At 44.3% G+C, this 13,172-nt stretch carries 6 protein-coding genes; all 6 read left to right on the top strand.

The genetic code is table 11. From position 1 onward, the window contains the following. Positions 1-13: 13 nt before the first annotated feature. The 6 genes from BK026_RS04870 to pyrD all read left to right on the top strand — a co-directional run bounded on the left by BK026_RS04870 (position 14) and on the right by pyrD (position 13,122). Complete coding sequence (locus tag BK026_RS04870; RefSeq protein WP_071814811.1) at positions 14-2,077, top strand: DUF1302 domain-containing protein; 2,064 nt, start codon at positions 14-16, stop codon at positions 2,075-2,077. Between the two features lie 11 nt (positions 2,078-2,088). Continuing rightward, positions 2,089-3,456: a DUF1329 domain-containing protein gene (locus BK026_RS04875; protein WP_071817502.1), complete on the top strand. Its 1,368-nt coding sequence runs from the start codon at positions 2,089-2,091 to the stop codon at positions 3,454-3,456. Between the two features lie 79 nt (positions 3,457-3,535). Continuing rightward, positions 3,536-4,582: a YCF48-related protein gene (locus tag BK026_RS04880; RefSeq protein ID WP_071814813.1), complete on the top strand. Its 1,047-nt coding sequence runs from the start codon at positions 3,536-3,538 to the stop codon at positions 4,580-4,582. Positions 4,583-4,597: 15 nt separating this feature from the next. Then, on the top strand, positions 4,598-6,916 hold the full coding sequence (locus BK026_RS04885) for an RND family transporter (protein ID WP_071814814.1): 2,319 nt from the start codon (positions 4,598-4,600) through the stop codon (positions 6,914-6,916). Positions 6,917-7,112: 196 nt separating this feature from the next. Continuing rightward, positions 7,113-11,951 carry an NAD-glutamate dehydrogenase gene (locus BK026_RS04890; RefSeq protein ID WP_071814815.1) on the top strand — a complete coding sequence of 1,613 codons (4,839 nt, stop codon included), beginning with the start codon at positions 7,113-7,115 and terminating at the stop codon, positions 11,949-11,951. Positions 11,952-12,114: 163 nt separating this feature from the next. After that, positions 12,115-13,122 carry a quinone-dependent dihydroorotate dehydrogenase gene (gene pyrD / locus BK026_RS04895; protein ID WP_071814816.1) on the top strand — a complete coding sequence of 336 codons (1,008 nt, stop codon included), beginning with the start codon at positions 12,115-12,117 and terminating at the stop codon, positions 13,120-13,122. The last annotated feature ends 50 nt before the right edge of the window (positions 13,123-13,172 follow it).

Below are 13,172 nucleotides of genomic sequence, written 5' to 3' on the forward strand. Positions count from 1 at the left end.
GGAGTATAAAAATATGAAAAACGGGCCTAGCGCTTTTAAGATATCACCTATTGCAGCAGGCGTTTTGTCGCTGTTAGGTGCTGCTGCTGTACCTGCTCATGCCGCAAACTGGCAAGTAGGCGATGTAAGCATTTCTTTAGATTCAACATTCACACTAGCAACAAGTATCCGTACTGAGTCGAGAGACTACGATCTTATCGGCAATAGTAACCACCCTCAGTTCGACTGGTCTGGCTACCATGCAGCATTCAATCCGCTATACACAAGCAGTGACGTATGGGCACTGGCCGATGGCGGTTATTCTACTAACGGTGACTTGGGCAATTTAGCGCACGATCCTGGCGATGCTTTTGCAACTCAAGTGTCGGGTACACACGAGCTTGACGTTAATTTTGGTGATTTTGGATTTTTCGCACGTGGTTTCTGGTTTTACGACTTCGAGCAAATGGACGGTGACCGCCCGTATTCAAACCCAATTACCGGCAACCAGTACGACTTATGTCAGGACCCTGAAGCAGAAGACTTATTGTGTAACGATGTTCGTTTGTATGATGCCTTCTTCTATGGCGATTGGTGGGTTGGTGACAAGCCATTCACACTTCGCGTAGGCCGTCAGGTAATTAGCTGGGGTGAGAGTACGTTTATTCAGCATGGCATAAACACCATTAACCCTGTAGATGTTACTCGTGCCCGTGCGCCAGGTGCAGAACTTAAAGAGGTATTTTTACCAGTAGGGACTGTATTTGCTTCATTAGGCCTAACCGACACTGTGAGTGTTTCTGCTTATTATCAATACGAATGGCGAAGAAGTTGGCTACCTGTTTCTGGCAGTTATTTTGCTGGTAATGACTTTGCGGGTGAGGGTGGTCAGCGTCAGAACATCCAGCTTGGCTTTAGCGGTAATCCAGACATTGATTTAGAGCATTTACTAGGGGCACTAAATGGTTACGGAGATTTGTTACGCGCTGGCGCGAACCCAGAACAAATTTCCCAAGCTTATTTGGCATATCCGACCAAGGTTGCTATTCGAGGTTTCTCTGACGATGCACACAACGATGCCGACGATCAGGGGCAATATGGTGTTCGTCTGACATGGTTTGCTGAAGGCCTAAACGAAACTGAGTTTAGTTTCTATCACATCAACTATCATAGCCAACGCCCATTGATTTCGGGTAAAACCTCTGATTTCACTCAGGCAGGTATAGGCGCAGACTTAGCTTACATTGCTGGAAATGAAATAACGCGAGATAACATCACCGACCTAGGTGCATTCACGCAGTCTGAGTTTTACTACCCAGAAGATATTAAATTATACGGCATGAGCTTTAATACCAATATTGGCACTACCGCGCTTGCTGGTGAATTTGCTTACCGCGTAGATGAACCACTACAAATAGACGATGTTGAGCTGCTTTATATGGGTATGCCAGAGCAGCTAGCTAATGCAGGACTGCGTCCTGACTTTGCAGGAATCTCACAGCTAAACAATATTGACCGAGCAGTAGGCCCCGGTGAGACAGCGGAAGGTTTCATCTTCTCTGACACATGGCAAATGCAGTTTACCGCGTCGCACGTGTTTGGTCCTAAATTCGGTTCAGATAACTTCGTGTTGTTAGGTGAAGTTGGCTATGTGAACATTGTAGACATGCCTGATCCAAACGTTGTGCGTTTGAACGCGCCAGGTACTTCAAGAACACCGTCTTTAGAACCTACAGCGAGTGGCAACCCTCGTCAGGGTTTACACCAAGCTCTATCTGATGGGCCAGAAACTAACCCATTCGCAACCGACGATGCGTGGGGTTATCGACTGCTTGCCGTTGCTGATTACAACTCTGTATTTGCCGGTATGAACCTTCGCGTCCGTGGTACGTTTTCTCACGACGTTGACGGTACTACACCTGATCCATTATTCCTTTTCACAGAAGATGTTAAGTCTGCTGCACTTTCTTTCACGTTCGACTACTTAAGCAAGTGGTCTGCAACAGCGTCGTACAGTGCATTCTGGGGCGGTATTGGTACAACCAACGCGCTTTCAGACAGAGACTTCATTTCATTTAACATCAAATACGCAATCTAAGAGTGGTTTTTATGATTAGAAAAGTAGGAATTATCGCTGCAGCCTTGTCACTAGCTCTATCTGGTGCAAGTGTTATGGCTAAAGTGTCTGAAGCAGACGCAAATAAATTGGGTAATGATTTAACACCGCTAGGAGCGCAAAAAGCAGGTAATGCTGACGGCAGTATTCCCGCATGGACTGGCGGCATAACCGCTGCTCCAGCAGGATACACAGTGGGCGACCATCACCCAGATCCGTACCCTGAAGACAAGGTTCTTTTTGAGATTACGGCACAAAATTACAAAGAATACGCAGACTTCTTATCAGAAGGGCAGAAGAAACTATTTGAAGCCTATCCTGAAACATTCCGCATGCCCGTTTACCCAACCCGTCGTTCTGCGTCGAACCCGCAGGCCATTTACGACGCAACAAAGGCAAACGCAACAACGGCGGAATTGTTAGATGACGGTAACGGTATAAAGGGCGCTGTTTTAGGCATTCCTTTCCCTATTCCGCAAAATGGTCTAGAAGCAATTTGGAACCACATTCTTCGTTATCGTGGGGAAGCTGTTCAGCGTAACGGTGGTCAAGCGGCGGTTACTACCGGTGGCGATTATAATGTCATCGGTTTTGACGAGCAATTGCTGATTAAATATGCCGAAGAAGGTGCCACACCAGAGAAGCTTACAGATGAAAACGTATTGTTTATGTTCAAGCAGAAAGTTACTAAGCCAGCGCGTTTGGCAGGTACTGCACTACTTGTACATGAAACGGTTGACCAAGTTAAAGAGCCACGCAAAGCTTGGACATACAACACCGGTCAGCGTCGTGTTCGTTTAGCACCAAACATTGCTTACGATACGCCGGGAACCGCTGCTGACGGACTTCGTACAACTGACGATTTTGATATGTTTAACGGTTCACCAAACCGCTACGATTGGAAGTTAGTTGGCAAAAAGGAAATGTTCGTCGCATACAACAACTATGCACTTCATTCAGACAATGCAAAGTATGATGATATTCTAAAACCAAATCATGTGAATCCTGACCTTACTCGCTGGGAAAAACACCGTGTTTGGCAAGTTGAAGCAACATTAAAAGAAGGCTTCCGTCATATATATCAAAAACGTGTTTTCTTTATTGATGAAGATAGCTGGCAAATTCAAGTTGCTGATATGTACGATAACCGTGGCGAACTTTATCGCGTTGGTGTAGCGTATGGCGTAAACTATTACGAAGTACCAACTCAGTGGTCTACGTTAGACGTTTACCACGATCTGAACTCTCGTCGTTATTTGGCTATCGGCCTTGATAACGAAGAAGAAATGTACGACTTCACCGTGCGCCCGCGAGATGTTGAATTCACACCTCAAGCGTTACGACGAGAAGGTATGCGCTAATCGCCTTAAACAACAAACGGTTGGCAAATGCCAGCCGTTTTTGTATGCAGACAATTATAAATAGGGGGAATGGTCACTTATGAATAAAACCATTGCAGCGTGCATTGCCGCCACTTTCGCAGTCAACTACTCTATGACTGTTCATGCCGAAGAATCCTTTACGGCGCCACTGGTTGAGCAATCAGTTCTTTTGGACATAGACGCTGATAAATTTGTCGTTATTGTCGGCGAACGCGGTCACGTGTTAACTTCAGAGGATGGTTCAGATTTCAAACAACAGTCTGTACCTACACAATCTACGCTTACTGCTACTACTGTGGTTGGCAACAACATATGGGCAGTGGGCCACGACGCTGTCATTCTTCACTCTTCAGACAAAGGCAACACGTGGAAAGTACAAAACTATCAACCTGAGCTTCAACGCCCTTTCTTAGATGTGCTATTTTTTGACGATCAACAAGGCATCGCTACAGGGGCTTATGGTTTATTCTATCGTACGTTAGACGGTGGGAATACCTGGACTGCTGAACGTCATGCAAGCCTCCTTGATCCGATGGATCAAGAATATTTAGAAGAAATTCGTAAAGAAGATGAAGCGTTTTATCAGCAAGAATTAGAATCTATTCTTCCTCATTTAAACAGAATAACGCTCGACGGTGATACGCTTTATCTTGCAGGTGAAGCAGGTTTGTTGGCTAAAAGCGACAATATGGGAGCGTCATGGGAGCGTTACTACGTCGATTACACAGGATCGTTTTTTGATATAAAACCGCTCGATGAAAATACTGTGTTGGCGGTGGGTCTTCGCGGTAATATCTTTGTTAATCGAAATCAGGGGGAGTGGGAGTACGTTAACACTTGCTCGACCAGCACGCTAAACTCAATTCTTCTTAGTACAGAGTCAAAAGTTTATGCATTGGGCAACAATGGCATGATGGTAGCCGCAGAGCGACCACTTCCAACCAGTATGCGTGACCCCTATGCCACGATTACAGATTGCGAGTCTGACGACGGTATCGTTGTATCTCAAATCAAAGACAAAGCCGCGCTTTTAAATGCCACGCAGTTTAATGGCAAGACCATTGCCGTAACCGCGAATGGCATTAAAACGCTGAATTTAAAATAGGGCAGTATAAGAACAATGACCCATTTTCTAGAAAAATTAGTGTTTGGAAACCGTAAAATAGTGGTGGCACTGTTCGCCATAGCAACTGTTTTTCTTGGTTACCAAGCATCACAAATGCGCCTAGACGCCGGTTTCGAAAAAAATATTCCGTTAAATCATGAATATATGAAAACCTACATTGAGCACCGCCAAGACTTTGGGGGCGCTAATAATATTTTGGTTTCTGTTTGTGATAAAAATGACAATATCTACAATCAAAACTTCTTCGACACGCTGAAAAACGTTCACGACCAGCTTTTCTTCATTAACGGCGTTAATCGTTCGTTGGTTATTTCACTTTTCTCACCCTCTACACGTTTCACTGAAATTGTTGAGGGCGGCTTTGCGGGCGGCCCGGTCATTCCGGCTGATTTTGATTCCTCAAATCCTAAAGCCCTAGAGTTAGTAGCGGCAAACGTTGAGAAGGCAAATATTGTTGGAAGGCAGGTATCGAGTGATTACAGTTGTGCAATGGTTACCGCTCAATTGCTTGACATCGATCCTCAAACGGGCGAGCCTCTCGATACTTTAGCATTGGCTGCAGAACTTGAAGAGCAACTGCGCGGCCAGTACGAAAATGACAATACGTCTATTCATATCATTGGATTTGCAAAAATGATTGGTGATGTGGCTGATGGCGCAAAAGACGTACTGCTATTTTTTGCCATTGCTATCGCCATTACAGCTGTGATGGTGTATTTCTTTTCGCGAAGCATCATGCTGACCTTACTACCGCTTCTTTGTTCTATTATTGCGGTTATCTGGCAACTTGGACTACTCACTTCCATTGGGTTTGGCATGGACCCCATGTCTATATTGGTACCGTTCTTAGTGTTTGCTATTGGTGTGAGTCATGGTGTTCAAATGATAAACGCTGTTGAAAAGCAGGCAGTATCAGGTATTGGCGCTAAACGTGCTTCAATGGCGGCATTCAGAAACTTACTTGTTCCCGGTGGGATTGCATTGTTATCTGATACCGTTGGCTTTATGACATTACTGGTTATCGATATTGGTATAATTAGAGAGTTGGCGATCACTGCAAGTATGGGTGTTGCAGTTATTATTCTAACTAATTTACTACTGCTTCCTGTTTTAATGAGCTTTTTAAAGCTTGATGAAAAATATGTTGAAAAATTTGCAGGTAAGGAAAACTCTAACTCCAAATTCTGGGAAGTAATTGCAGCCTGTTCACGTAAAAAGCCTGCCGCGGTAATCTTGATCATAACTGCTGTTTTATTTGTGCTCGGACATTTCCAAGCTCAAAATATGAAGATAGGGGACTTGCATGCTGGCGCACCTGCGCTTCATGAGACCTCTCGCTACAATAAAGACACGTTTTTGATTACTGACAAGTACGAAGTTACGGTTGATTATATCTCTATCCTTGTAGAGACAACGCCGGAAGCTTGCACCTCGCACAGCGTGATGAAAGCTATGGACGACTTCCAATGGAAAATGGAAAACGTACAAGGCGTGCAATCGGCTGTATCTCTTGCTTCCGTAGCTAAAATTGTTAACGCAGGATACAACGAAGGTAATGTTAAATGGCAAGTGCTACCGCGTAATCAACAGACTTTAGTTCAAGCCATTTCTCGCGTTCCCACCTCGTCAGGGCTGCTTAATGGCGATTGTTCAGTTATGCCTATCATCCTGTTTATGGAAGACCACAAGGCTGAAACGATTTCCCGTGTTGTTGATGCGGTTAAAGCGTATCGTGATGATTACCAAACAGACGACATGAAATTTAGTTTGGCATCTGGTCCTGTTGGCGTTATGGCTGCTACAAATGAAGCTGTAAGTGCAGCGCAAGACCCGATGATGCTATATGTGTTTGGCGCGGTAATAGCGCTATGTTTGATAAGCTTCCGTTCGGTGCGTGCAACACTGGTAGTCGTTATACCGTTATATGTTGTGTCTGTGTTGGCGCAAGCGCTGATGACATACTTACAAATTGGGCTCACCGTTTCTACGTTACCAGTTATCGCACTGGGCGTGGGTATTGGTGTGGACTATGGTATTTATATTCTCTCGACTAAGAGTCTGATGCTTAAGAAAGGGGCTACCGTACAAGAAGCATATTTCGCTGCACTGAAAGAACGTGGAAGCGCAGTATTGTTTACTGGTATCACCTTAGCTATTGGCGTAAGTACGTGGGTCTTTTCTTCGCTTAAATTCCAAATGGACATGGGTATTTTGCTTACTTTTATGTTCGTGGTTAACATGCTAGGCGCAATTATTGTACTGCCGGCACTAGCGCGTTTCCTTTGGTGGAACAACAATGACCCTGATGCATAAAATAATTTTGCATAGCTAAGCACAAAAAAGGGCCTTTAGGCCCTTTTTTTTATGTGTTTTCTGCATAGTTATCTATGCTGTTAATATAAGGTTAAAAATGGGCTTTCAATAGCGTCATTTATTAGAGAAAATAGTTAGGTACTCGGCACTTATACCACTTAAGACTGGTATTACGACATTCATAAAAGGTTAACAAATGACAGTCACCTCACAGCGACACTCAGTACTGCTAGATAATGTATTTGCATTAATTGACAAGAAAGTAGATACCAAGCAGAAGTCACTTGTGCAGCAATTCGGACGTCTGTTGTATAAAAATATATCAAGCGATGACCTAGAAAATCGCAACGACAGCGACCTTTACGGTGCTACACTAAGTCTATGGAACGGTTTAGCAAAGTTTGATAACGGATCACCATACATACGTGTTTTCAATCCAGAAATCGCAAAACACGGCTGGCACTCTAGCCATACTATCGTAGAAATAATCGTCTCAGATATGCCATTTCTTGTCGATTCAGTTCGCATGTTACTGAATAGACTTAATATTACCGCCCATTTGTTCTTGCACAGCCCCATTGGTATAAAGCGAAATAGCACAAACAAAGTGGAAACATTCGTAGAGCCGGGTAAAACCATATCAGGCGCGAAAAAAGAGACCGTCATTTTTATTGAGGTTGACCGACAAACTACTAAGAAAGATATCGACGGATTAACACGAGAATTACACTCGGTTGTCGATGAAGTTTCGTTAGCGGTTCAAGACTGGCAAGGCATGACCAGTAAATTACAGGATGTAATTAAGAACAGTTCGAAGTTCAACTGGCCTGGAAACACAGAAGACAAAAAACAAACCAAAGCGTATCTCGAATGGATGGGCGATCATAATTTCACAATGATGGGCTATCGATATTACGACGTAAAAGCCATTGAGGGCGATCATCGTTGGATACCACAAAATGACACAAGTTTAGGCTTACTAAAGAACTCTATTAATGATAGAGAAAGACTCTTGTCGCGCCTGCCAGCGTCAGCACGTGCCGAAGCATTAAGCCAAAATCCGCTCATTTTGACGAAAACTAACTCGCGCGCTCGCGTGCACCGTCCTGCCTATATGGATTATGTGGGCGTAAAGGTATTCGGAAAAGACGGCCAGGTTGTTGGTGAACACCGCTTTTTAGGCCTTTATTCAGCATCGTTTTACAACAATAGCGTTACTCAACTGCCGATTTTGCGTGAGAAAATTAAACGTATTTGTGAGTTGTCGGGGTTTGAACCCGGCACACACGCCTACAAAGCATTTGCAAACATTATTGAAACCTATCCTCGCGACGAATTGCTGCAAACGCCAGCGGGGGAGCTTGCGCAAATTGTAATGGGTATATTCCAGATGCAAGAGCGCGGTATTTCGCGTCTGTTTATCCGTAAAGATATATTTGGCCGTTTCTTCTCCTGTATGGTGTTTGTTCCTAGAGAGCGTTACAACACGCAACTACGTAAAGAAACACAAGCGCTACTTAAAGCGTCATTAGGTGCCACTGAAGAAGTAGAATTTACTACATTCTTCTCAGAGTCGGTGTATGCGCGAACGCATTACATTGCAAGAGTCAACGACAACAACGCGGAATTCGATGTGAAGGAAATAGAGCAAAACATTATTGAGTTGACCAAGACCTGGAATGACAGACTCGCGTCGGCTATTTCAGCGGCACACGGAGAGGCATCTGGCAAAGCACTAGAGCGCAAATACAACAATGCGTTTTCTCGCAGCTACATGGAGCATAACCTACCTTCAGCAGCGCTGGTCGATATTGAAAAATTAGAAATGTTGGACGACAACCATACGCTGGATATGTTGTTCTATCGCCCTCAAGAAGAAGACGCCGACAGTCAGGTTGTTAAACTTAAGCTTTTCCATCGCGCAGAACCCATTCATTTATCTGACGTGTTACCTATGCTTGAGAATTTTGGGTTACGCGTAATTGACGAAAGCCCTTATAAAATAACGTGTTCACAAGGTGAACGTAACTGGGTGATGGACTTCACCATGCTACACAAAAGCGGCCAACACTTTGACATGGAAAATGCGCAAATCCTCTTCCAAGATGCATTTGCGAAAGTATGGTACAACACGCTAGAAGACGATGCGTTTAACCGCCTGATACTGGGCGCGAATATGACCGGCCGTAAGGTTACAATTTTACGCGCATATGCTAAATATATGCGTCAGACAGGAAGTTCATTTAGCCGAGATTATATTGCGAATACGCTGTCTAACTATCCTGAGATTGCGCGTTTACTCGTTGACTTTTTCGACCAACGTTTTGACCCTAAGAAAAAACGCAATCAGAAAAAAGAAGAGACTATTTTAGAAACTATCAAAACTCGCTTAGACACTGTGAGTAATCTTGATGACGACCGTATTATTCGCCGTTATCTAGATATGATGTCGGCAACATTGCGAACGAACTTCTATCAACCTGACGATGCCGGTAGTGAAAAGTCTTATGTGTCATTTAAGATGATGCCAGAACTTATACCTGAGATGCCACTACCGCTGCCAAAGTTCGAAATCTTTGTGTACAGCCCTCGCGTTGAAGGTGTGCACCTGCGTGGTGGTAAAGTTGCCCGTGGTGGTCTGCGCTGGTCAGATCGCCAAGAAGACTTCAGAACAGAAGTGCTTGGCTTGGTAAAAGCTCAGCAAGTAAAAAATACGGTTATTGTTCCGGTTGGGGCCAAAGGCGGCTTTGTGTGTAAAAACTTGCCAGTCGGTGAAGGCCGTGCAGCTATTCAGGCTGAAGGTCAAGCTTGTTATCGCACCTTCATAACAAGCTTGTTGGATATTACCGACAATATTGTAAACGGTGAAATTGTTCCTCCTAAGGATGTCGTTCGCCTTGACGATGACGACCCATATTTGGTTGTTGCTGCAGATAAAGGCACCGCAACCTTCTCCGACATCGCGAACAGTATTGCCGAAGAATTTGGTTTCTGGCTGGGCGATGCATTTGCCTCTGGCGGCAGTATTGGTTACGACCATAAGAAAATGGGTATTACCGCGCGCGGCGGCTGGGAATCGGTTAAACGTCACTTTAGAGAAATTGGCATTGACTGTCAGACTACTGACTTCACCGCTGTAGGTGTTGGCGATATGGCCGGTGATGTATTTGGTAACGGTATGCTCCTTTCCAAGCACACGCGCTTAATTGCTGCGTTTAACCACTTGCATATTTTCTTCGATCCAAGCCCTGATGCAGCAGCAAGTTATAAAGAGCGTCAGCGTTTATTTGAAAACCCAAGCCTTAGCTGGGAAGACTACGACAGTAAACTGATTTCTAAAGGCGGCGGTGTATTCAGCCGAGCCTCTAAGTCCATTAAGCTTACGCCTGAAATGAAGAAGTGGTTGGGTACACGTCAGCTCACTATGACGCCTAACGAGCTTATTCACAATATACTGAAAATGCCCGTCGACCTACTGTGGAACGGCGGTATTGGTACCTATATCAAGAGCAAGAAAGAATCTCACTCTGAAGTGGGCGATCGTGCCAATGACGATTTACGCGTTAACGGCCGTGATGTACAGGCTAAAATCGTAGGCGAGGGCGGCAACCTAGGCTTAACCCAATTAGGCCGTATCGAGTACGCTTCTAATGGCGGTCGCGTTAACACCGATTTCATCGATAACGTGGGCGGTGTTGATTGCTCAGATAACGAAGTTAACATTAAAATCTTACTTAATAGTCTGGTCAACGACGGCGAGCTAACGCTCAAACAGCGCAATAAGCTACTTTACGATATGACTGACGATGTAAGTCGAATTGTACTGAAAGACTGTTACCGTCAAACTCAGTCTATCTCTATTACTGAGTTAGCGGGCGTGAAGCAACTTAAAGAACAGCTTCGCTTTATTCACGGTCTTGAGCGTGAAGGTCAGTTAAACCGTGAATTAGAGTTCATTCCAAGTGACGATGAGATTTCTGATCGCGTTGCAACTGACCAAGGCCTTACACGCCCTGAACTTAGCGTGCTGATTGCCTATGGAAAAATGGTGCTTAAAGACGCGCTTAATATTCCAGAGATTACTGACAACCCATACCATGGCAAGCTGTTAGTAGAAGCATTTCCTAAAGTACTACGCGAAAAGTTTGCCTCGCACATGCAGCAGCACCCTCTTAGAAGCGAAATAATCGCCACTAAATTGACCAACAATATGGTTAACGATATGGGCCTTAACTTCGTGTTCAGAATGCAGGAAGAGACGGGAGCAAGTGTTAACGAAATTGCCGACGCCTATGCAATCGTGCACGGTATTTTCAATATGGATACTTTGTGGGAACGTATCGAGGAATTAGACAACATCATTCCGGCTAAGCTTCAGCTTAAAATGCTTGATGAGGCACGCAGAATTATGCGTCGTGCATCGCGCTGGTACATTCGCCATGGCAACAAAACACAGTCAATTGAAGAGGCCATTGCAAGCTATCGCGGAACATTCGATATTCTGTCGAAAAACTTACAGCATTATCTTGTTGAAAGTGAATACGCGCAGCTAGAAGCCGCAACGCAGAAATATATCGATAAAGGTGTGCCTCAAGATATTGCCTATCAGGTAGCGAGTTTCTCAAATATGTTCTCTAGCTTTGACTTGGCACAAATTGTAGAAGCCGACAAACATGACACTGACGTTGTTGCTAAGCTTTATTATCAGTTAGGTTCTCGTTTAGAGCTTCACTGGTTCTTAGATCAAATCAACAATCAAGCAGTAAGTAATCATTGGCAAGCGTTAGCGCGTGCTTCATATCGCGAAGAATTGGACTGGCAGCAGCGCTCAATAGCCGCAAACCTACTGTCGTCTCGCGAAGATGTGAGTAACGCTGACCAGATTTTAGATGAGTGGATTGAAAACAATCAGGTACTACTTAAACGCTGGTATCACATGATGTCAGAGTTTAAGACCAGCACAACACACGAATTTGCGAAATTTTCTGTCGCTTTACGTGAATTGATGCTTTTAAGCGTGAAGTCTAGCCATTAGAATATACGCACCTTAATAATTTAAGCCCTGTTGATCAGGGCTTTTTATTGGCCGTTTGAACATTATTGTATAGTCAAACAGCGTTTTTATTGGAAATAAAACCTGTACAAAGGCTTATAATAGCGAGCAAATAGCCCTTAATAAGCGAGCGTCTAAAACAACCATGCAATCTCTAGTGCAAAAATTCCTACTTCAGTGTGAACCTGAAAAAAGTCACGATTTCACCATAAATTGGTTAAACAAGACCCAACATACACCGCTGAAATGGATGTACAGCACACCTACACTTAAAAAGCCTGTTACTGTCGCTGGGATGACCTTTGACAATCCTGTGGGGTTAGCCGCGGGGCTCGATAAGAACGGAGATTGTATTGATGCATTTTCAAGCATGGGGTTTGGCTTTGTAGAGATTGGTACGGTAACCCCTCGTCCGCAACCGGGTAATCCTAAACCTCGTTTATTTAGAATTCCTGAAAAACACGCCATTATTAATCGCATGGGATTTAATAATAAAGGTGTTGATCATCTCGTCGAGCAAGTAAAAAAAGCACAGTTTAAAGGGCCCATTGGCATAAACATTGGTAAAAACAAAGATACTGAAGAAGCAAATGCACTCGACGATTATCTGATTTGCTTAAATAAGGTTTATCCTTATGCAAGTTATGTCACCATAAACATTTCATCACCAAACACTCCGGGGCTTCGAAACCTGCAGTACGGTGAAGCGCTAGATAAGCTGCTAGTAGGCTTAAAAGCTGCACAAGAAACGCTAACGCAAACCCACGGAAAATACGTGCCGCTTTTTATTAAAATAGCGCCAGATTTAAGCGATGTTGAAGTTGAAAGCATTGCGGCATCGTTAATAAACAGCAAAATGGATGGTGTGATAGCCACTAACACAACGCTTTCACGGGACGCCGTGGCAGGGCTTCAGCACGCCGATGAAATGGGCGGTTTAAGTGGATCTGTAATGACCGATATGAGCTTGGAAGTAACGCGCAAGCTCAATAAAGCACTTGATCGCGCTATACCAATTATCGGCGTTGGCGGCATTGATTCACCAGAAGCGGCACAAGCCCGTTTAGACGCTGGCGCGTCTTTGGTGCAGGTCTATTCGGCTTTTATTTATCAAGGCCCATCTCTCGTTAAACGCATCGTAAACGCGTTTTAATACATCCGAAACCAATCTCTCGTGTACGTGCTTTACATTAAGCACGTACA

This window comes from Alteromonas sp. V450 (assembly GCF_001885075.1).
Lineage (GTDB): Bacteria > Pseudomonadota > Gammaproteobacteria > Enterobacterales > Alteromonadaceae > Alteromonas.

Excerpts from the sequence above, each read along its gene's own strand:
- BK026_RS04870 (WP_071814811.1), top strand. The coding sequence starts at position 14 with ATGAAAAACGGGCCTAGCGCTTTTAAGATATCACCTATTGCAGCAGGC.
- BK026_RS04875 (WP_071817502.1), top strand. The coding sequence starts at position 2,089 with ATGATTAGAAAAGTAGGAATTATCGCTGCAGCCTTGTCACTAGCTCTA.
- BK026_RS04880 (WP_071814813.1), top strand. The coding sequence starts at position 3,536 with ATGAATAAAACCATTGCAGCGTGCATTGCCGCCACTTTCGCAGTCAAC.
- BK026_RS04885 (WP_071814814.1), top strand. The coding sequence starts at position 4,598 with ATGACCCATTTTCTAGAAAAATTAGTGTTTGGAAACCGTAAAATAGTG.
- BK026_RS04890 (WP_071814815.1), top strand. The coding sequence starts at position 7,113 with ATGACAGTCACCTCACAGCGACACTCAGTACTGCTAGATAATGTATTT.
- pyrD (WP_071814816.1), top strand. The coding sequence starts at position 12,115 with ATGCAATCTCTAGTGCAAAAATTCCTACTTCAGTGTGAACCTGAAAAA.